Here is a 21242-nt window from a genome sequence, read left to right on the forward strand (position 1 = left end):
ATTTAAAACTCTTTTTTGGATGAGCATAGTGAGCTGTTATGAAAATCACCAACCCTGAGGCATTAATGGCGGCCAGTATCAGCCGACGAAGCCTGGTGAAAACCTCCGCTATCGGTAGCCTTGCGCTTGCCAGTAGCGCTTTCACCCTTCCGTTCTCCCGCATCGCACACGCCGCAGCAGACCTCGCATCCGGCAATGTGGCAGAAAAAGCGGTCTGGAGTTCATGTACCGTTAACTGCGGCAGCCGCTGCCTGCTGCGCCTGCACGTAAAAGATGACACCGTATATTGGGTTGAATCAGATACCACGGGCAACGATGAATATGGCAACCATCAGGTACGCGCCTGCCTGCGCGGCCGTTCTATTCGTCGCCGGATGAATCATCCCGATCGCCTGAAATATCCGATGAAACGCGTTGGTAAACGAGGAGAAGGCAAATTCGAACGTATCAGTTGGGATGAAGCGTTGGATACCATCGGCGATAACCTGAAACGTATCCTCAAGGATTACGGCAACGAAGCGGTACATGTCCTTTACGGTACCGGCGTGGACGGCGGCAATATTACCAATTCTAACGTACCGTATCGCCTGATGAACGCCTGCGGCGGCTATCTCAGCCGTTACGGTAGCTACAGCACCGCCCAAATCAGCGCGGCCATGAGCTATATGTTCGGCGGCAACGACGGCAATAGTCCGGATGATATCGCCAATACAAAACTGGTGGTGATGTTTGGCAATAACCCCGCGGAAACACGTATGAGCGGCGGCGGCGTGACATACTATGTCGAACAGGCGCGCGAACGCTCCAACGCCCGGATGATCGTCATTGACCCGCGTTATAACGACACTGCTGCCGGCCGCGAAGACGAGTGGCTGCCGATTCGCCCGGGTACCGATGGCGCGCTGGCGGCGGCAATCGCCTGGGTGCTGATTACCGAAGATCTTATTGATAAACCGTTTCTGGATAAATACTGCATCGGCTACGACGAAACCACTCTGCCCGCCTCGGCCCCGCGTAACGCGCACTATAAAGCCTATATTTTGGGTCAGGGCGAAGACGGTATCGCCAAAACGCCGCAATGGGCCGCGCAGATTACCAGTATTCCGGCGGAAAAAATCATTCAACTGGCGCGGGAAATCGGCTCGGCGAAACCGGCTTACATTTGCCAGGGCTGGGGACCGCAACGCCACTCTAACGGGGAGCAGACCGCACGCGCAATCGCCATGCTGTCTGTACTCACCGGTAACGTCGGCATAAATGGCGGTAATTCCGGCGTGCGCGAAGGCACCTGGGATCTGGGCGTCGAATGGTTTTCTATGCTGGAGAACCCGGTAAAAACCCAGATTTCGGTCTTTACCTGGACCGACGCTATCGATCATGGCGCGGAAATGACCGCCACACGCGACGGCGTGCGGGGAAAAGACAAGCTCGACGTGCCGATCAAATTTATGTGGTGCTACGCCAGTAATACGCTGATCAATCAGCATGGCGATATCGCCCACACCCACGAGGTGCTTCAGGACGACAGTAAATGTGAAATGATCGTCGGCATCGAGCACTTTATGACCGCATCGGCAAAATATTGCGACATTCTGCTGCCTGATTTAATGCCGACCGAGCAGGAAGATCTGATTTCCCACGAATCCGCAGGCAATATGGGCTATGTCATTCTTGGTCAGCCCGCCACCTCGCCGAAATTTGAAAGAAAGCCCATTTACTGGACGCTCAGTGAAGTGGCTAAACGGCTTGGTCCAGACGTATACCAGACCTTCACAGAAGGCCGCACGCAGCATGAGTGGGTCAAATACCTGCACGCAAAAACCAAAGCGCGTAACCCGGAAATGCCGGATTACGAAGAGATGAAACAGACAGGGATTTTCAAGAAAAAATGCCCGGAGGAGCACTACGTCGCTTTCCGCGCCTTCCGCGAAGACCCTGCCGCCAACCCACTGAAAACGCCGTCCGGTAAAATCGAAATCTATTCCGAGCGTCTGGCAACCCTCGCCAACACGTGGGAGCTGAAGAAAGATGAGATTATCCATCCTTTACCCGCCTATACGCCAGGCTTTGACGGTTGGGACGATCCGCTTCGTCAGCGCTACCCGCTACAGCTAACCGGCTTCCACTATAAAGCGCGTACCCACTCCAGCTACGGCAATATCGACGTCCTGCAACAGGCGTGTCCGCAGGAGATCTGGATCAACCCGATTGATGCGCAAGCGCGCGGCATTCAGCACGGCGACACCGTGCGGGTTTTTAACCAGAACGGAGAGATGCTCATTCCGGCAAAAGTCACGCCGCGCATATTGCCTGGCGTCACCGCTATCGGCCAGGGCGCCTGGTTAAATGCCGACATGTTTGGCGACAAAATCGATCGCGGCGGCTCCATTAACATTCTGACGTCGCACCGGCCTTCCCCACTGGCGAAAGGTAATCCGTCACACAGTAATCTTGTTCAGGTTGAAAAGGCGTAAGGAGTAACCGATGACAACCCAGTATGGATTTTTTATTGATTCCAGTCGTTGCACCGGTTGCAAAACCTGCGAACTGGCCTGCAAGGACTACAAAGATCTCACTCCCGACGTCAGTTTCCGGCGGATATATGAATACGCAGGTGGCGACTGGCAGGAAGATAACGGCGTCTGGCACCAGAACGTCTTTGCCTACTACCTCTCCATTTCGTGCAACCACTGCGAAGACCCGGCCTGTACCAAAGTCTGCCCGAGCGGCGCGATGCACAAGCGCGATGACGGTTTTGTGGTGGTGAACGAAGAGGTCTGTATCGGCTGCCGCTACTGCCACATGGCCTGCCCGTACGGCGCGCCGCAGTACAACGCCGCCAAAGGTCATATGACCAAGTGCGACGGCTGTTATGACCGGGTGGCGGAAGGCAAGAAACCGATCTGTGTCGAATCCTGTCCGCTGCGGGCGCTGGATTTCGGCCCGATAGACGAACTGCGCAAAAAACACGGTGAGCTGGCTGCCGTCGCGCCGCTGCCGCGCGCGCATTTCACGAAGCCGAATATTGTGATTAAACCCAACGCCAACAGCCGCCCGACCGGGGACACTACCGGTTATCTGGCCAATCCGAAGGAGGTATAAGATGGGAAGTGGATGGCATGAATGGCCGCTGGTCCTGTTTACGGTGCTGGGTCAATGTGTGGCCGGGGCGCTGATCGTGAGTGGATATGGCTGGTTAACCACGAAAGACGATGTGGCAAAACAACGCATCGTGCGCAGCATGTTTTTTCTGTGGCTGGTGATGGGACTGGGATTCCTCGCGTCGATTATGCATCTCGGCTCGCCGATGCGCGCGTTTAACTCGCTTAACCGCGTAGGCGCTTCCGCACTGAGTAATGAAATCGCCACAGGATCGGTGTTCTTTGCCGTAGGCGGCATCTGGTGGCTGGTGGCGGTACTCGGTAAAATGCCCCCGGCGCTGGGTAAAGTGTGGCTGCTGGTCAGTATGGCGCTCGGCGTTGCATTCATCTGGGCAATGACGCTTGTTTATCAGATAGATACCGTGCCAACCTGGTATAATGGCTACACCACGCTGGCCTTTTTCCTCACGGCATTCCTGTGCGGCCCGGTGTTTGCGGCGCTACTGCTACGCATCGCGCGCGTCCCATTTTGCAGCGTGACGTTTGCCAGTATTAGCGGCCTGGCGTTGGTGGTGTGCGTGGCGGTCATCGTACTACAAGGGCTGTCTCTCTCAACCATTCACAGTTCCGTGCAACAGGCCAGCCATCTCGCACCGGATTACGGTATGCTACAGGTCTGGCGCATTGTCTTGCTTGCTGCCGGATTAGGCTGCTGGCTATGTCCGCTAATCCGTCGCCGCGAACCGCATACCGTTGGTTTGCTGCTCGGTGTCGTGCTGGTGCTGGCAGGCGAAATTATTGGCCGCGGACTTTTTTATGGCCTGCATATGACCGTAGGTATGGCCGTCGCAGGTTAATTTATGCGTGCGGGGCGACCCGCACCTTTCGGGATTGTTTGAATGACCACTTTTTTACAACGTGATGATTTTGCAGTAACGGCGCGTGTTCTTGGCGCGTTGTTTTATTATTCGCCGGAAAGCCACGAAACCGCTCCTCTGGTCCAGGCGCTATTAAACGACGACTGGCAGGCGCAGTGGCCGCTTGATGCCGAGGCGCTTGCGCCTGTGGCGGCTATGTTTAAGACCCACAGCGAAGAGTCGTTGCCACAGGCCTGGCAGCGTCTGTTTATCGGCCCTTACGCTCTGCCGTCTCCGCCGTGGGGTTCCGTCTGGCTGGATCGTGAGAGCGTATTATTTGGCGATTCTACGCTGGCGCTACGTCAGTGGATGCGCGAAAACGGAATTCAGTTTGAAATGCAACAAAACGAGCCAGAAGATCATTTTGGGTCGCTGTTGCTGCTGGCGGCCTGGCTTGCCGAGAATGATCGTCATCATGAATGCGAACAACTCCTGACCTGGCATCTGTTTCCGTGGTCGTCCCGCTTTCTGGACGTATTTATCGATCATGCCGGGCATCCGTTTTATCAGGCGTTGGGGCAACTGGCGCGTCTGACGCTGGCGCAATGGCAAGCTCAACTCATTATTCCCGTCGCTGTAAAACCGTTATTCCGTTAATCCCCACAAAAGGCAGGATTTTACCTGCCTTTTCTCTCATTGCGGCCTATTTTTATCTACAAAAAGTGACAACGTCACACCACGCTTCTATTTTTAAGATAATTCTTTATCGTGAATGTTCACGCTAAGCCGCATAAGGGCAAAACATAATTGTTAATAGATGTTTAACAGTGTTAAACATCACGCTCCGCTGGAATCCTTCCCAACCTGTTGCTATAGCTCAAAGTACCCTGCCGGAACATGGCATAACAACACGCGACTCTTAACGTCGCCATAACACATGCAAACAGGGAGACACACCGCAATGCACACCCTCACCCTAAAACGCGTACTTGGGTTCACTATCGTCATTCTGCTGTTACTGGCGCTGTTTATCTGGGGAATCGGTCTGGAGACGCTGAAAGCGCGTCAGGTCGATCTGCTGTATCTCGGACAACGGCATTTGATGCTGGTCTTTACGTCCATGTTTTTTGCTTTACTGGTCGGTATCCCGAGCGGGATTTTACTCAGCCGACCTGCGGCAAAAGGATTTGCTGAATATGTCATGCAAATCTTTAATGTTGGTAATACCTTGCCGCCGCTGGCCGTTCTGGCCTTAGCGATGGTGATTATCGGGATCGGCGATACGCCCGCCATTGTCGCGCTATTTCTGGCCTCCCTTCTGCCTATCGTCCGCAATACCTATGCGGGCCTCTGTTCCGTTCCCGCCTCACTGATTGAAGCGGCGAACGGGATTGGGATGACAAAATGGCAGCGGCTTCGCCAGGTAGAGCTACCTAATGCGTGGCCAGTGATGCTGTCCGGTATTCGCATCGCGACCGCCATCAATGTCGGCACCGCGCCGCTGGCCTTTCTGATCGGCGCCAGCAGCTACGGCGAGCTGATTTTCCCGGGAATTTATCTCAACGATTTTCCGACGTTGATCCTCGGCGCAACGGCCACGGCGTTATTCGCGCTGATTCTTGACACTCTGCTTGCCTGGTTTGGGCGACGCCTTAGCCCTCATACCGTCTGAACGCATAAATAACAATAAGGAGCGTTAAATGAGATTCAAAAAACACCTGTTGGGATGGCTTGCCGCAACGCTGTTGTTCAGTAGCCAGACGCAGGCCGCGCCGCTGGTTCTCGCCACCAAAAGCTTTACCGAGCAGCATATTCTTTCCGCTATGACCGTTCAGTATTTGCAGAAGAAAGGCTTTCAGGTTCAGCCGCAAACCAATATCGCCGCGGTGATTTCACGTAATGCGATGGTGAATAAACAAATTGATATTACCTGGGAATACACCGGTACATCGCTGATTATTTTCAACCGTATCGATAAGCGCATGAGTCCACAGGAAACCTACGACACGGTAAAACGCCTGGATGCGAAGCTGGGCCTGGTATGGCTCAAACCGGCTGACATGAACAATACTTACGCGTTCGCGATGCAGCGCAAACGCGCCGAGTCGGAAAATATCACCACCATCTCGCAGATGGTGGCAAAAATCGAACAAGTCCGGCAGAACGATCCTGACCACAACTGGATGCTCGGTCTCGATCTGGAATTTGCCGGGCGCAGCGATGGGATGAAGCCCCTTCAGCAAGCCTACCAAATGCAGCTTGATCGCCCGCAAATACGACAGATGGACCCAGGGCTGGTCTATAACGCCGTTCGGGATGGGCTGGTTGACGCCGGGCTGGTCTATACCACCGACGGACGGGTGAAAGGGTTTGATCTGAAAGTGCTGGAAGATGATAAAGGCTTCTTTCCAAGTTACGCTGTCACGCCCGTGGTGCGTAAAGAGGTGCTGGAAGCCAATCCTGGCCTTGATGACGCCTTAAACACCCTTTCCGGCCTGCTCAATAACGATGTGATATCGACCCTAAACGCCCAGGTCGATATCGAGCATCGCACGCCGCAACAGGTAGCCCATCAATTTTTGCAGGACAAAGGTCTGCTGTAAGGAGCGCCTATGGATACGATACATTATATGCTGGATAACGCAGGCTATCTCGCCAGCCTTACCTTTCAGCATCTCTGGCTGGTCGCGCTGGCCGTCGGTCTGGCGATTATCATCGGCGTACCGTTAGGCGTTTTGATTGTACGCCACAAATGGCTAGCAACGCCGGTACTGGGCGCCGCCACGCTACTTCTTACCATTCCGTCTATCGCGCTGTTTGGATTAATGATCCCGCTCTTTTCGCTGATCGGACATGGTATTGGCGTTCTGCCCGCCGTGACGGCCGTTTTTCTCTACTCTTTACTGCCGATTGTCCGTAATACCCATACTGCGCTTGATAGTTTGCCGCCCGGTCTGCGTGAAGCGGGACGCGGCATCGGTATGACTTTCTGGCAACGGCTGCGCTGGGTCGAAATCCCAATGGCCCTACCGGTTATTTTCGGGGGTATCCGCACCGCGGTAGTGATGAATATCGGCGTAATGGCGATTGCCGCGGTGATCGGCGCCGGCGGTCTGGGACTGCTACTGTTAAACGGCATTAGCGGCAGCGATATTCGCATGTTAATTGCCGGCGCGCTGATGATCTGTCTACTGGCAATTGTGCTTGACTGGCTGTTGCATCGTCTGCAAGTCGTACTGACACCTAAGGGGATACGATAATGATAAAACTGGAAAATCTCACCAAACAATTTGTACAGAAAAAGGGTCAGCCGCTAAAAGCCGTCGACAACGTCAACCTGAACGTGCCGGAAGGCGAAATGTGCGTCTTACTCGGTCCCTCCGGCTGCGGCAAAACCACCACGTTAAAGATGATCAACCGGCTGATCGCGCCCAGCAGCGGTAATATTCTTATCAACGGCGAGAATACCAACGATATGGATACGGTAACGCTACGCCGCAATATTGGGTATGTTATCCAGCAGATCGGCCTGTTTCCTAATATGACGATTGAAGAAAATATTACCGTTGTGCCGCGCATGTTGGGTTGGGACAAAGCGCGCTGCAAGCAACGCGCCGAAGAGTTGATGGACATGGTGGCGCTGGATGCCAGAAAATTTCTGCATCGCTATCCAAAGGAGATGTCCGGGGGACAGCAGCAGCGCATTGGCGTGATCCGCGCTCTGGCCGCCGATCCGCCGGTACTGCTGATGGATGAGCCCTTCGGCGCGGTGGACCCCATTAACCGCGAAGTGATCCAGAACCAGTTTCTGGATATGCAGCGTAAGCTAAAAAAGACTGTGATGCTGGTCAGCCATGATATCGACGAAGCGCTAAAACTCGGCGACCGTATCGCCGTGTTCCGTCAGGGGCGAATTGTACAGTGCGCCAGTCCTGATGAACTGCTGGCCAAACCGGCTAACGAGTTTGTCGGGTCGTTTGTCGGTCAGGACAGAACGTTAAAGCGTTTGCTACTGGTCTCCGCGGGCGATGTGACCGACCAACAGCCAACCATTACCGCGCGGCCTTCCACGCCGTTAAGCGAGGCGTTCGGCATTATGGATGATCACGATATTCGCGCCATTACCGTCATTGACAACGACGGTAAGCCACTGGGATTTGTGAAGCGCCGGGAAGCGCGGAACGCCAGCGGAATCTGCGCCGATATCACCCATCCTTTCCGTATTACGGGCAAAGCGGAAGATAACCTGCGTATTGTGCTGTCCAGATTGTACGAAAGTAATACCAGCTGGATGCCGATCGTTGATGAAGACGGACGCTATAACGGTGAAATCTCTCAGGATTACATCGCCGATTATCTCAGCTCAGGCCGCACGCGTCGGGCGCTAAATATTCACGAAAGCAGCTAACGTTGCCGCCGGATGGCCTCTCGCTATCCGGCAGTATCATTATTGTACGCAATATTATATCGCACATAGTGCTTTTGCGTCTGACGCCATTTCCCCGCAGAATAGGCTATCCTGAAACTCCCTGTTTACCCGCTCATGCATCGTTTACACGCTTACCCGGATCTGCGCGCGATGTTTCGTCGCCTGCTGATCGCTACGCTCATCGGTATTCTCGCGGCGCTGGCTGTCGCCGCCTTCCGTCATGCGATGCAATTGCTGGAGTGGATTTTCCTGAGTAATGACACCGGCAGTCTGGTGAATGCGGCTGAGGGGCTTTCGCCCTGGCGACGGCTGATTACGCCAGCGCTTGGCGGCCTGGCCGCTGGTCTGTTGCTGTGGGGGTGGCAAAAAATGAACCAACAGCGCCCCCATGCGCCCACTGACTATATGGAAGCATTGCAAACCGACGGGCAATTTGACGTTGGCGCCAGTCTGGTGAAATCGCTGGCCTCGCTGCTGGTCGTGGTCAGCGGCAGCGCAATTGGTCGCGAAGGCGCAATGATCCTCCTCGCCGCGCTGGCGGCATCCAGCTTTGCCCGACGCTTCACGCCGCGTGAGGAATGGAAATTATGGATCGCCAGCGGCGCCGCTGCGGGCATGGCGGGCGCTTACCATGCGCCGCTGGCGGGCAGCCTGTTTATCGCGGAGATCCTGTTCGGTACCTTAATGCTGGCTTCCCTCGGCCCGGTTGTCGTTTCCGCCGTCGTCGCCCTGCTAACCACCCATGTATTAAACGGTAGCGATTCACTACTCTATACCGTACATCTGACCGTTGATCTCCACGCGCGGGAGTACGTCATGATAGTCAGTACCGGCCTGGTCGCCGGTCTGTGCGGCCCATTGCTGATGTGGCTGATGACGGCCAGCCATAATAGTTTCTTACGCTTAAAACTGTCCCCGCCCTGGCAACTGGCGCTGGGCGGGCTTATTGTCGGATTACTGTCGTTACTCACGCCCACGGTATGGGGAAACGGCTATAGCGTCGTACAATCATTTTTGCTCTCTCCGCCGCTATTCTCGCTGATTGGCGGAATTTTTGTGTGCAAAATCCTGGCGGTGCTCGCCAGCAGCGGGTCTGGCGCGCCGGGCGGCGTCTTTACGCCAACATTATTTGTCGGATTATCCATTGGAATGTTTCTGGGTCGGATATGGGGATTCTGGCTGCCAGGCTCGGATGAAATAGCGATTTTATTGGGGCTGGTGGGTATGGCGACGCTACTGGCGGCGACAACCCATGCGCCGATAATGTCCACCCTGATGATTTGTGAAATGACCGGCGAGTATCAGTTACTCCCCGGTCTGCTGATTGCCTGTGTAGTCGCGTCAGTGCTCTCGCGAACGTTACGCCATGATTCTATCTACCGCCAGCACGCTGCCGAGCATTGACAAACGAATATACTGCCCCAGCTCACGCTGCTCGGCGCGCGGCAGGTACGGTAACTCGCCAATCAGCGGCGCTGGCAGTTTTTTCCCAAGCACATCAATAATTTCAGCATAATGCGCCAGGCCAGGATTGATACGATTCGCCACCCAGCCAATTAATGGCAGTCCATCGTTAGCGACAGCTTGCGCAGTCAGTAGCGCATGATTAATGCACCCCTCCTGAATCCCTACCACCATCAATACCGGTAACTGTTCCTGTACCACCCATTCGGACAATGGACGTAAATCATTCATCAAACTACGCCAGCCGCCAGTACCCTCCACAACCACGTGGTCCACTTTATCGCTCAGGCTCGCCAGACCGTTGGACAGCAAGGTGTAATTTATAGGACAGCTATGCGCGACGCTGCTTTCTTCTTCGCTTAACGCGATCGGATTAATCGCCTCATACGGCAACTCCAGCGAAGAGACGCTTTGCAATACCAGCGCATCTTTGTTGCGCATCCCTTCTGCAGTCTCTTTGCTCCCTTTAGCGACAGGTTTATACCCTGCAACGCTCTTACCACTCGACGCTAACGCTTGTAGTAATGCGCGGGAAACCACCGTCTTCCCAACAGAAGTGTCTGTACCTGTAATAAAGAAACGCTTCAGCATCACTAACTCCACCGTTATGCTTCGAAAATATAAGCCAGGAAAATAATACAGTGGAGAAAGTCTAAGATATGGCAAGGGCAATCAGCTTGAGTTAGCGCAAATTTTTGTACAACAGTTAAAAAATGTTAACCCTGTAATAGACGAATCAACAAAGAGCCGTTATACATCGCGTCTTTTACCAACGCCGCCCCGGCCATCGTACCCTGGTTGGTAAACTGCGTGCTTTCCACAACCGTATTCCTGCTGTAGGCGGGCAGCGCCTGTTGACGGATACTGTCAGCAATGGCTGGAAAAAGGATATCAGCCGCTTTACTTAGCGGCGAACCAATAAGAATTTTTTGCGGATTAAATAAATTCACCATGATAGCCAGAATGCGTCCGACATGCGCGCCAACGCCGCTAATAATATCTTTTGCTAATAGATCTCCCTGCATCGCCGCCTGACACAGTGAATCTACCGTTAACGGCTGGCCGTGCAACATTGAACTCATCGATTGATTAAGCCGAAGCTGCGTAAGTTCCAGCACGCTATCGACGCTGGCGATGGTCTCCAGACAGCCATGATTACCGCAATAACAGCGCTTACCATAAGGATCGACCTGGGTATGCCCAATCTCTACCAGACTGCTACTGCCCGCATGAAGCAAATGACCGTCGGTGATAACGCCCGCCCCCACATTATGATCAATCACCACCTGGATAACGTCGCGCGCGCCGCGTGAGGCGCCAAAAAGCGCCTCTGCCATCGTCCAGGCGCTAATATCATGCTGAATGTAAACCGGTACGCCGGTGTGCCGCTCCAGCGCATCTCCCAAAGGCATCTCTTTGACATCTTCATAATACGGCATCCGGTGCACAACGCCGTTTTCGGTATCGATAATGCCCGGTAACGTAATGGCAATGGAGGTCAGACGCTCCAGTTTCTGCTGATGGCGGGTAAAAAACCGATCAACGTGCGTAATAATTCGCTCAAGCAACGGCGTGGCTTCGGTTAACGGCAGCGCCAGACACTCTTCTACCACCAGTTTGCTGCTAAGATCGCGTAGCGCAAGGAAAATTTCGCCACGGCTAATACGAATAGATAAATAGTGCCAGGCTTCCGTTTCCACCATCAGCCCGACGGCGGGGCGTCCACGACTGCCCGCCTCTTTAATTTCAAGTTCCTGAACCAAATGCGCTTCCAGCATTTCGCGAACAATTTTCGTAATACTGGCAGGCGCTAACTGCGCCAGACGAGACAGGTCAATTCGCGATACCGGTCCGAGCTGATCAATCAGGCGATACACTGCGCCAGCATTGGTCTGCTTAATTTGATCGATATGCCCAGGCTGACTATCAGCAACCACCGCTCACTCCCTTTATTTTCGCGCTCCGAAATAATCTGTGTGCTATGGTGAAACACTTCAATACTCGCCGTCAACTTTTTGCTTAGCCGTGTGATTAACTGCACATTTTCACCCTTTTTAAGCGTAATTAATCCCGTCGGGCAGCCAGTAATAGCAGTTGGCAAAACCGCTGTACGGCATGACTCTGTTCATGATGCTTTGGCCATACCAGCCACATTTCAGATACGGCGTCCTCTTCCGCCAGGGGAACCCAGCGCATCTCGCTCATCTGTACACGCTTAAAGGATGCCGGCAGAATCGAGACACCCAGCCCCGCCGCCACCAGACCGATAATGGTCATTGCCTCGCCAACCTCCTGCGTGATGGTCGGCGACAGGTTATAGCGCCGCATCAGGCCGAGAATATCGTCGTAGAGGCCCGTCCCGACATGCGGATCGAAAAAGACGAAAGGTTCTTCCGCCAGTTCTGTCAGACTGACGACCGGCTTTTGCGCCAGCCGATGTTCGCGCGGGATCATGGCCATAAGCGGCTCATGCAAAATCACCTCGCGATTAAGTGTGTCGGGCAGCGGCGTATTCCGCAGCAAGCCAATATCCAGTACGCCTTCGTTGAGCGGCGCGATTTGCTCACGCGTATTCATTTCACGCGTTTGCATATGCACTCCCGGATAGGACTGGCGGAACAGCGAAAAGGTATGCGATACCGCCCGAATAAAAGGCGCTGAAGACGTAAAGCCAATACGGATTTCACCCGCTTCGCCCTGATGCAGCCGCTCGGCGCGAGCGGCGGCGTCGTTTACCAGACTCAGGATGTGTCGGCTATCCACCAGAAACTGTCGCCCGGCGGCGGTTAACGCTACGCTGCGGTTGGTCCGCGCCAGTAATCGCGCGCCGACCTGCTGCTCCAGAATTTGTATCTGCTGACTCAGCGGCGGCTGCGAGATATTGAGGCGCGCGGCGGCGCGACCAAAATGCAGCTCTTCTGCTACCGCCACAAAGTAACGTAAATGACGTAATTCGATATTCATATTTTTAACGTCTTATTTGAGACAATTAATATATTAGACAGAATATTTTGCTTTTTCTATGCTTTACATGTCGGTTATACCCGTCTCCTGTTGACGGAGATGTAAAGCAAGGATTTAACGTGAGTCGTACAACTATTCTCGATGACGCCACGGCGAGCGATATCGATGAACAACGCCATTCTCAGCCGGTTCAATTTATTAAACGCGGTACAGCACCTTTCATGCGTGTCACGCTGGCTCTTTTTTCCGCGGGCCTGGCGACTTTCGCGCTCCTTTATTGCGTTCAGCCTATACTACCGGTACTTTCCCAGGAGTTTGGCGTCTCCCCCGCCAGCAGCAGCGTTTCACTTTCTATTTCTACCGCCATGCTGGCTATCGGCTTACTTTTTACCGGCCCGCTTTCTGATGCGATAGGCCGTAAACCGGTGATGGTCACCGCCTTGTTATTAGCCTCCTGCTGCACATTGTTATCAACCATGATGACCAGCTGGCATGGTATTCTGATTATGCGCGCGCTGATCGGTCTGTCGTTAAGCGGCGTCGCCGCGGTGGGAATGACCTACCTGAGCGAAGAAATCCATCCTAGCTTTGTCGCTTTCTCTATGGGACTCTATATTAGCGGTAATTCCATCGGCGGGATGAGCGGGCGTTTATTAAGCGGCGTCATGACCGACTTTTTTAACTGGCGCATCGCGCTGGCGGCCATCGGATGCTTTGCGCTGGCGTCCGCGCTGATGTTCTGGAAGATTTTACCCGCCTCGCAACATTTCCGTCCCACGTCGCTACGGCCTAAAACGCTATTTATTAATTTCCGTCTCCACTGGCGCGATCGGGGGCTACCTCTGCTGTTTGCGGAAGGTTTTTTACTGATGGGCGCGTTCGTCACCCTGTTTAACTACATTGGCTATCGCCTGATGCTCTCCCCCTGGGAATTAAGCCAGGCCGTGGTCGGACTGTTATCCGTAGCCTATCTCACCGGCACATGGAGCTCGCCGAAAGCTGGCGCAATGACCTCACGCTATGGCCGGGGGCCGGTGATGCTGTTCTCTACCGCAGTAATGCTGGGCGGGCTTTTACTGACGCTTTTTACCTCGCTTTGGCTGATTTTTGCCGGGATGCTGCTTTTTTCCGCCGGCTTTTTCGCCGCGCACTCCGTGGCCAGTAGTTGGATTGGCCCGCGTGCGCGCCGGGCGAAGGGACAGGCCTCGTCACTTTATCTTTTCAGCTATTATCTGGGGTCCAGTATCGCCGGGACGCTAGGCGGCGTATTCTGGCATAGTTACGGCTGGAACGGCGTAGGTGGTTTTATCGCGCTAATGCTGGTGCTGGCCATCCTGGTCGGGACGCGGTTACATCATCGTCTTCACGCCTGAAAAGAAATAATCCGGCGATAGCAACGTGCGCTATCGCCGGGCTGGTTTCACGCCACGACTCACTGTTCACCATAGACCTGTCAGGCTTGATACGCCCATAACTTCTCTGATTGCATCCAGCGCCAGAAGCGTAAATACCACCCAGATTATCGGATTCATATACGGTGTGCCTGTTATTCTGGAGGGCGGATATTACCGACTCTGCGACCAAAAATAACGGCCGGTAACGTAAAGCTACCTATTATGGTGGGGGCTTACATCGCGTTACCGGGGGATTGTACATAGCGTTACATGCCGAAACCAATCACTCACGGAAGCCTTTTGATAACAGCGATATAGTCATTTCACCGGCCCCGCAGTGGGGTTGAATGAAAACCAAATCGAGGGTATCAAAATGAAAAAAGTATTAACTCTGGTTGTTGCCGCTGCAATGGGTCTCTCTTCCGCAGCATTCGCGGCTGAGACTGCAACGCCTGCGAAAACCGCAGCGCCTGCCAAAACAACCCAGAACACCCAGCACCACAAAAAACAGCATAAAAAAACCGTTGAGCAAAAAGCGCAGGCGGCTAAAAAGCACCAGAAAAAAGATGGCAAAAAAGCCCCAGCCAAATCTACGTCAAAAACAACTTCGCAGCCGGCTGCGTAAGTCGTAACATGCTGCGGCGCGCCCCCGCGCCCGTTTTTACGGCGCTAAATTGTTCTGGTTTAGCGCCGCCTTCCGGGAGGGCAAAAAAGTGTCTCGCTACCGCTTTGAGCTCATTCTTATCGTGCTTATTTTATGCGCCGCTATTGCCACGCATTTCTATCTTTCCTGAGTGTAGTTATCTGATTTTACTCCCACTTTCTTACCGTCACGTCTATAGTAGTACTGAGGGTTTGTTGTTAATAATCATAATTACCCACCAGAGTGTGATATGCATAAAACCATTGCTGTATTACTGGGCATAGTGTGTTTTTTACCGGTTATGGCGAAAGCCAGGGGGGCTGAAACAGACGCCACGGATGCCAGCGACGTTAAAACGCTTTTTTTTAACCATGACGATCGGGTGCCCGTCGCCGATCCTACCCAATCGCCGTGGGATGCCATCGGGCAACTAGAGACCGCCAGCGGTAATTTGTGTACGGCAACGCTTATCTCCCCGCATATCGCCCTGACAGCAGGTCACTGCCTGCTAACGCCACCGAAAGGAAAACCAGACAAGGCGGTTGCGCTGCGTTTTGTGGCGCGAAAAGGAGTATGGCGCTATGAAATCCACGGCATTGAAGGCCGCGTTGAACCGTCGCTGGGCCGACGCCTGAAAGCGGATGGCGATGGCTGGATTGTGCCGCCTGCCGCGGCAAGCTGGGATTTTGGTCTGGTAATATTGCGCTACCCACCTTCCGGTATCACGCCAGTGCCTTTATTTACCGGCGATAAAGCGGCGCTCACTGCGGCGTTGAAAGCCGCAGACCGAAAAGTCACGCAGTCTGGTTATCCGGAAGATCATCTGAATGCGCTCTATTCCCATCAGGATTGCGTCGTGACCGGCTGGGCGCAGAATGCCGTACTCTCACACCAGTGCGACACGTTACCTGGCGACAGCGGCTCGCCGTTATTATTGCACACGGATAGCGGATGGCAGCTCATTGGCGTACAAAGCTCCGCCCCTGCGGCTAAAGATCGCTGGCGCGCCGATAACCGCGCTATATCCGTTACCGGCTTTCGCGATAAGCTGAAAGCCCTGGCGCAGGACTAATACGCGAATCGCTGCCTGACCGGCAGCGATCGTCTCAGGCAAATTTGATCATGACCATTCCGGCGAGCAGCAATATCACGCCAACCCAGCCTTTGGGATTTAAGCGCTGGCCGAAGAGCACCCAGCCCGCCGCCAGCGTGGCGGCAATACCAAAACCGCCCCATAACGCATACGCCACCGACAGGTCTATCCCTTTTACCGCCTGGGAAAGCGCGCTGAAGGCGGCCAGAACAGCGGCAAGCGATAAGATGCCATAGCATTTACGGCGAAAGCCGTCCGAAAATTTCAACAGTACGTTAGCCGCGATTTCCAGCATTATTGCCAACCCAAGCCAGGCGCCGTGTATCCATTCAAATTGTTGCACGAGTCGCCTCCTTCACCGGTTTGCCGGGTTTACGCGTCCCTGATTTGATCAATACGATGCCGGCGACCAGCGTCAGCAAGCCGGCAATCTTCATGGTTGATAATGCTTCATCAAATAGCAGCACGCTAAAAATGGTAATAAATAAAATGCCGATCCCTTCCCATAAGGCATACGCTACACCCAGGGCAATCTTTTTTACCGCAAAAGAAAGAAATATATATGACAGCGTGATCATCACCAGCATTAAAATAAAACCCGCATTGCCATTACCCACGCTAGCCCATTTCATTGAGAGCGTGCCGGTAATTTCAGTCGCGATAGCCAGAGCTAATAAAATCCAGTAAAACATGACACTTCTCCTGCATGAGAATATACTCTTTCGAGTCTGCTGCACGCAGCAAACTAAAAAATAAAATCAGTTAGCACAGCGCATTGCGCCAGCTCAGGCAGAAGTGAGAGACTAAAGCGCGTTACGCCAGTGCTGCTCGCCGATAAGCAGGAAAAAGGAGGTAGAGTGAAGATGCGTTTGCGTGGAGAAAAAAGCGCTGAACATATTGTCCATAATATTACAATTATCCGCAGTGTTGCTTCTCGTCATCGCGGATGATAATTGTCCTCGGTAGTTGAACACGCCTGATTTGTATCATAAGCCAGGAATTAACTCAAAATATTTTCACTTCTTTACCTGAAGTGTTTGATTTTAACCAGAACAGGTCGACCGACATCATATTATTATTCGTGTCGGCATCAGAAAACAGGGACTGATATGGCAAAACCGATCATCACGCTCAATGGTCTAAAAATCGTCATTATGCTGGGAATGCTGGTGGTTATTCTGAGCGGTATCCGCTTCGCCGCAGATATCATTGTTCCCTTTATTTTGGCGTTATTTATTGCAGTCGTTCTCAATCCCGTTGTGCAACGGATGACCCGATGCCGAATTCCGCGCGTTATCGCCGTATCATTGCTCATTGTGATTATTGTTATGTTAATGGTACTGCTACTGGCCTATTTGGGGACATCATTAAATGAACTGGCTCGTACGCTACCGCAATATCGCTCCTCATTGGTGATACCGTTGCAACGTATTGAACCGTGGTTACAGCGAGCAGGCATTGGCGTGTCGGTTGATGAGCTGGCGAAATATATCGATCCAAACGCCGCCATGACTCTGGTAACGAACCTGCTCACCCAACTGTCCAATGCCATGTCGTCCATCTTTTTATTGTTATTGACCGTGGTATTTATGCTGCTGGAGGTTCCACAACTGCCTGAAAAACTGCAGCAGATGATGAGCCGTCCGGTGGAGGGCATGGCGGCAATTCAACGCGCGCTTGATAGCGTTTCCCATTATCTGGTGTTAAAAACAGCGATCAGTATCGTGACGGGGCTGGTCGCATGGGGAATGCTGGCCGCGCTGGGTGTCCGCTTCGCCTTTGTCTGGGGTCTACTGGCCTTCGCGCTGAACTATATTCCTAATATTGGATCGGTGCTCGCTGCCCTGCCGCCCATTATTCAGGTGCTGGTATTTAACGGGTTTTATAATGCGCTGCTGGTGCTGGCAGGCTATCTGCTGATTAATCTGGTCTTCGGCAATATCCTTGAGCCACGAATTATGGGACGTGGTTTAGGCCTTTCAACCTTAGTGGTATTTTTGTCGTTAATTTTCTGGGGCTGGCTATTAGGTCCGGTGGGCATGTTGCTCTCCGTTCCGTTAACCATCATTGTCAAAATCGCCCTCGAACAGACCACCGGCGGGCAGAGTATCGCCGTTCTGCTTAGCGATTTAAACAAAAGATAAAATGCAATACATACACAAAATCATTCAAGATGCCTCGCGGCGGCAAGGGAAGAAATCCCCGGGAGCATAGATAACGATGTGACCGGGGTTTCTGAGTGCAGCCAACAAAGAGGCAGCTTAAAGGATGAAGTGTATAAAAACGGCCTCCAAAGAGGCCGCCGCACGTTTAAAAGATTAAAGCGCTTTCAGAATTGCATCCACGCTGGCTTTGGCATCGCCAAACAGCATTTGCGTATTCTCTTTAAAGAACAGCGGGTTCTGCACACCAGCATAACCAGTATTCATTGAACGCTTAAAGACCACGACATTCTGTGCTTTCCACACTTCGAGAACCGGCATACCGGCGATCGGGCTGCGGGGATCGTCTTGCGCCGCCGGGTTCACCGTATCGTTCGCGCCAATTACCAGCACGGTATCGGTATCGGCGAAATCATCATTGATTTCGTCCATCTCCAGCACGATGTCATAAGGCACTTTCGCCTCCGCCAACAGCACGTTCATATGCCCCGGCAGGCGACCCGCCACCGGATGAATGCCGAAACGCACGTTGATCCCGCGCGCACGCAGTTTTTCGGTGATTTCCGCCACCGGATACTGCGCCTGCGCCACCGCCATCCCGTACCCCGGCGTAATAATGACGGAGTGGGAGTTTTTCAGCATCTCAGCGGTCTCTTCCGCCGTGATTTCGCGATGTTCGCCAGCTTCCTGATCGTCGCCCGTTGAGGAGCCGTCAGTACCGAACCCACCAGCAATAACGCTGATGAAAGAGCGGTTCATCGCTTTACACATAATGTAAGACAGGATCGCGCCTGACGAACCGACCAGCGCGCCGGTTACAATCAGCAAATCGTTGCTCAACATGAAGCCAGCCGCCGCGGCAGCCCAACCGGAATAGGAGTTCAGCATTGAAACAACCACCGGCATGTCCGCCCCGCCGATAGAAGCGACCAGATGCCAACCAAACGCCAGCGCGATAATGGTCATCAGCAGTAGCGCCAGAACCTGTAGACCCACGCTTTCGGTACGGACAAAAACCAGCAGCAACAGGAAAGAAACAACCAGCGCCGCCAGGTTCATTTTGTGACGGTTAGGCAACATCAACGGCTTAGAAGAGATTTTGCCGCGCAGTTTACCAAACGCTACGATCGATCCAGTGAAAGTGACTGCGCCAATAAAGATACCGAGGAAGACTTCGGTCAGATGAATATTCACCAGCACCGGCGCCAGACTGGCGTCATGGTACAGATAGCTGTTAAAGCCAACCAGTACCGCCGCCAGGCCCACGAAACTGTGCAGAATCGCGACCAGCTCCGGCATCTCGGTCATCTCAACTTTTTTCGCCATGCGGATGCCAATCGCGCCGCCAATAATCATGGCGACCAGAATCCATGCTACGTTGCCGGTATCCGGCCCGAAAATGGTCGCCAGCAACGCGATCGCCATCCCGGCAATACCGAAGTTATTCCCCTGGCGGGACGTTTCATGCTTTGAAAGCCCGGCAAGACTGAAAATAAACAGGATCGCGGCAACAATGTATGCAGCTGTAACTAATCCTCCAGACATGTGTTACCCCTTAGTTTTTCCGGAACATTTTCAGCATACGCTGAGTCACGGTGAAGCCACCGAAAATATTAATGCTGGCGATAAGCACCGCGATAAAGCTCAGGAAGCTGACCCAGCCGCCCTGACCAATTTGCAATAATGCCCCGACAACAATAATCCCTGAAATTGCGTTGGTCACCGACATTAATGGCGTATGAAGCGCATGAGACACGTTCCACACCACGTAATAACCAACCACGCAGGCGAGCGCAAACACGGTAAAATGGCCGAGGAACTCTTTTGGCGCGACATCGGCCAGCCAGCCAAAAAGAATGATCGCCAGCGCCATTAACGCATACTTCCGCCAGGGTGAAGTGGGCTTTTCCGGCTCTTTTGGCGCAGGTGCTGCTTTAGGCGCGGCCTGTGGCTGCGCGGAAACCTGGATTGGCGGCGCAGGCCAGGTAATGTCGCCGTCGCGAATCACCGTCACGCCACGGATCACGACATCGTCAAAATCCACGTCAATATTGCCGTCTTTCTCTTTGCACAGCAGCTTCAGCAGGTTAACCAGGTTGGTGCCATAAAGCTGGGATGACTGCGTCGGCAAACGCCCCGGTAGATCGGTGTAGCCAATCACTTTCACGCCATTGTCCGTCGTCACAACCTGATTGGCGACGGTATATTCGCAGTTACCGCCATTCTGCGCGGCCAGGTCGACAATCACGCTGCCGGCCTTCATAGAATCGACCATATCGCGGGTAATCAGCTTCGGCGCTGGTTTACCCGGAATCAATGCAGTGGTCACAATGATGTCGACCTCTTTGGCCTGGGCGGCAAAGAGCGCCATTTCCGCTTTGATAAACGCCTCGGACATCACTTTGGCGTAACCATCGCCGCTACCGGCTTCCTCTTTAAAATCCAGTTCGAGGAACTCAGCCCCCATACTCTGGACCTGCTCTTTGACTTCAGGACGAGTGTCAAACGCGCGGACAATCGCCCCCAGGCTGTTTGCCGCGCCGATAGCCGCAAGACCGGCTACGCCCGCGCCAATCACCATCACCTTCGCCGGCGGCACTTTCCCGGCGGCGGTGATTTGGCCGGTAAAGAAGCGCCCAAATTCATGCGCGGCCTCTACAATGGCGCGATAACCCGCGATATTCGCCATTGAGCTTAACGCGTCGAGCGACTGCGCGCGGGAAATACGCGGCACGGAGTCCATCGCCATCACCGTGACCTTACGTTCGGCAAGTTTCTCCATTAACCCAGGATTTTGCGCAGGCCAGATAAAACTGACCAGCGTAGTCCCGGGGTTCAGTAAAGCGATTTCCTCTTCTTCAGGCGCATTAACCTTGAGAATAATTTCCGACTGCCAGATAGCATTGCCGTCTACAATATCCGCGCCAGCCTGCGCAAACGCTTTGTCGTCAAAACTTGCCAGTTGACCCGCCCCGCTTTCGATAGCGACGCTAAACCCCAGCTTCAGTAGCTGCTCTACCGTTTTCGGCGTCGCAGCGACACGGGTTTCATTGGGTAACCGCTCTTTTGGTATGCCAATTCGCATAAATGTTCCCTTCCATCGATATTTTTGATGATGGTTTGTCAGTAAGCGCG

General features: G+C 53.5%; 21 protein-coding genes. 13 read left to right on the forward strand and 8 right to left on the reverse strand.

The genetic code is table 11. The annotated features are described in order from the left end of the window. Positions 1-38 precede the first annotated feature (38 nt). The 9 genes from ynfF to clcB all read left to right on the forward strand — a co-directional run bounded on the left by ynfF (position 39) and on the right by clcB (position 9791). Entirely contained in the window at positions 39-2474 is a 2436-nt protein-coding gene (gene ynfF, locus ACLJNW_RS04200) for a selenate/tellurate reductase subunit YnfF (RefSeq protein WP_024154586.1), read from the forward strand. Positions 2475-2484: 10 nt separating this feature from the next. Continuing rightward, a complete protein-coding gene (gene dmsB, locus ACLJNW_RS04205) occupies positions 2485-3102 on the forward strand; it encodes a dimethylsulfoxide reductase iron-sulfur subunit DmsB (RefSeq protein WP_000213069.1) in 618 nt (205 codons plus the stop codon). Position 3103: 1 nt separating this feature from the next. Beyond that, positions 3104-3958 carry a dimethyl sulfoxide reductase anchor subunit family protein gene (locus ACLJNW_RS04210; RefSeq protein WP_000534721.1) on the forward strand — a complete coding sequence of 285 codons (855 nt, stop codon included), beginning with the start codon at positions 3104-3106 and terminating at the stop codon, positions 3956-3958. A gap of 42 nt (positions 3959-4000) precedes the next feature. Then, positions 4001-4615 (forward strand): Tat proofreading chaperone DmsD, encoded by a 615-nt coding sequence (gene dmsD / locus ACLJNW_RS04215; protein WP_024154584.1) that lies wholly within the window; start codon positions 4001-4003, stop codon positions 4613-4615. A 304-nt stretch (positions 4616-4919) separates the two neighbouring features. After that, positions 4920-5630, forward strand: coding sequence for an osmoprotectant ABC transporter permease OsmY (osmY, locus tag ACLJNW_RS04220; protein ID WP_000557304.1), 711 nt, complete (start codon positions 4920-4922; stop codon positions 5628-5630). Between the two features lie 28 nt (positions 5631-5658). Beyond that, positions 5659-6561 (forward strand): osmoprotectant ABC transporter substrate-binding protein OsmX, encoded by a 903-nt coding sequence (osmX, locus tag ACLJNW_RS04225; protein ID WP_001211193.1) that lies wholly within the window; start codon positions 5659-5661, stop codon positions 6559-6561. Positions 6562-6570: 9 nt separating this feature from the next. After that, entirely contained in the window at positions 6571-7218 is a 648-nt protein-coding gene (gene osmW / locus ACLJNW_RS04230; protein WP_000379677.1) for an osmoprotectant ABC transporter permease OsmW, read from the forward strand. Further along, positions 7218-8366: an osmoprotectant ABC transporter ATP-binding protein OsmV gene (gene osmV / locus ACLJNW_RS04235; protein WP_000593093.1), complete on the forward strand. Its 1149-nt coding sequence runs from the start codon at positions 7218-7220 to the stop codon at positions 8364-8366. Before osmW ends, osmV begins: the two co-directional genes overlap by 1 nt. A 135-nt stretch (positions 8367-8501) precedes the next feature. Continuing rightward, complete coding sequence (gene clcB, locus ACLJNW_RS04240) at positions 8502-9791, forward strand: voltage-gated ClC-type chloride channel ClcB (protein ID WP_023209372.1); 1290 nt, start codon at positions 8502-8504, stop codon at positions 9789-9791. Here the strand turns inward: clcB and bioD are convergent. The 3 genes from bioD to ACLJNW_RS04255 form a co-directional block, all read right to left on the reverse strand. Beyond that, positions 9747-10442 (reverse strand): dethiobiotin synthase, encoded by a 696-nt coding sequence (gene bioD, locus ACLJNW_RS04245; RefSeq protein WP_000919233.1) that lies wholly within the window; start codon positions 10440-10442, stop codon positions 9747-9749. The genes clcB and bioD overlap by 45 nt on opposite strands. A gap of 125 nt (positions 10443-10567) precedes the next feature. Further along, entirely contained in the window at positions 10568-11788 is a 1221-nt protein-coding gene (gene mlc / locus ACLJNW_RS04250; protein ID WP_000225092.1) for a sugar metabolism global transcriptional regulator Mlc, read from the reverse strand. 127 nt (positions 11789-11915) lie between these two features. After that, positions 11916-12815 carry a LysR family transcriptional regulator gene (locus ACLJNW_RS04255; RefSeq protein ID WP_001019577.1) on the reverse strand — a complete coding sequence of 300 codons (900 nt, stop codon included), beginning with the start codon at positions 12813-12815 and terminating at the stop codon, positions 11916-11918. A gap of 119 nt (positions 12816-12934) precedes the next feature. On the opposite strand from ACLJNW_RS04255, the gene ACLJNW_RS04260 reads away from it, so the two are divergent. Continuing rightward, entirely contained in the window at positions 12935-14188 is a 1254-nt protein-coding gene (locus ACLJNW_RS04260) for an MFS transporter (RefSeq protein ID WP_000091796.1), read from the forward strand. A gap of 66 nt (positions 14189-14254) precedes the next feature. Here the strand turns inward: ACLJNW_RS04260 and ACLJNW_RS04265 are convergent, their stop codons facing one another. Then, entirely contained in the window at positions 14255-14347 is a 93-nt protein-coding gene (locus ACLJNW_RS04265; protein WP_001068154.1) for a KPN_01571 family protein, read from the reverse strand. A 235-nt stretch (positions 14348-14582) separates the two neighbouring features. Between ACLJNW_RS04265 and asr the strand changes: the two genes are divergently transcribed. Together asr and ACLJNW_RS04275 are read left to right on the forward strand one after the other, a co-directional pair. Further along, on the forward strand, positions 14583-14834 hold the full coding sequence (gene asr, locus ACLJNW_RS04270) for an acid resistance repetitive basic protein Asr (RefSeq protein WP_023204081.1): 252 nt from the start codon (positions 14583-14585) through the stop codon (positions 14832-14834). Between the two features lie 268 nt (positions 14835-15102). After that, entirely contained in the window at positions 15103-15924 is an 822-nt protein-coding gene (locus ACLJNW_RS04275; protein ID WP_000549649.1) for a trypsin-like serine peptidase, read from the forward strand. A 34-nt stretch (positions 15925-15958) separates the two neighbouring features. Here the strand turns inward: ACLJNW_RS04275 and mdtI are convergent, their stop codons facing one another. Continuing rightward, positions 15959-16288, reverse strand: coding sequence for a multidrug/spermidine efflux SMR transporter subunit MdtI (gene mdtI, locus ACLJNW_RS04280; protein ID WP_001183821.1), 330 nt, complete (start codon positions 16286-16288; stop codon positions 15959-15961). Next, a complete protein-coding gene (gene mdtJ / locus ACLJNW_RS04285; protein WP_000500278.1) occupies positions 16275-16637 on the reverse strand; it encodes a multidrug/spermidine efflux SMR transporter subunit MdtJ in 363 nt (120 codons plus the stop codon). Before mdtJ ends, mdtI begins: the two co-directional genes overlap by 14 nt. Positions 16638-17054: 417 nt before the next feature. Here mdtJ and ACLJNW_RS04290 point away from each other — a divergent pair, with 417 nt between their 5' ends. Continuing rightward, positions 17055-18089: an AI-2E family transporter gene (locus ACLJNW_RS04290; protein WP_023204080.1), complete on the forward strand. Its 1035-nt coding sequence runs from the start codon at positions 17055-17057 to the stop codon at positions 18087-18089. A gap of 174 nt (positions 18090-18263) precedes the next feature. Here ACLJNW_RS04290 and pntB read toward each other — a convergent pair whose 3' ends face one another. Then, the gene (gene pntB / locus ACLJNW_RS04295) at positions 18264-19652 is read right to left on the reverse strand and encodes a Re/Si-specific NAD(P)(+) transhydrogenase subunit beta (protein ID WP_000014056.1); all 1389 of its coding nucleotides are present in this window, start codon (positions 19650-19652) and stop codon (positions 18264-18266) included. A 10-nt stretch (positions 19653-19662) separates the two neighbouring features. Next, positions 19663-21192 carry a Re/Si-specific NAD(P)(+) transhydrogenase subunit alpha gene (gene pntA / locus ACLJNW_RS04300; RefSeq protein ID WP_001219362.1) on the reverse strand — a complete coding sequence of 510 codons (1530 nt, stop codon included), beginning with the start codon at positions 21190-21192 and terminating at the stop codon, positions 19663-19665. Positions 21193-21242 lie beyond the last annotated feature (50 nt).

This window comes from Salmonella sp. SAL4457, assembly GCF_046548235.1.
Classification (GTDB): domain Bacteria; phylum Pseudomonadota; class Gammaproteobacteria; order Enterobacterales; family Enterobacteriaceae; genus Salmonella; species Salmonella enterica.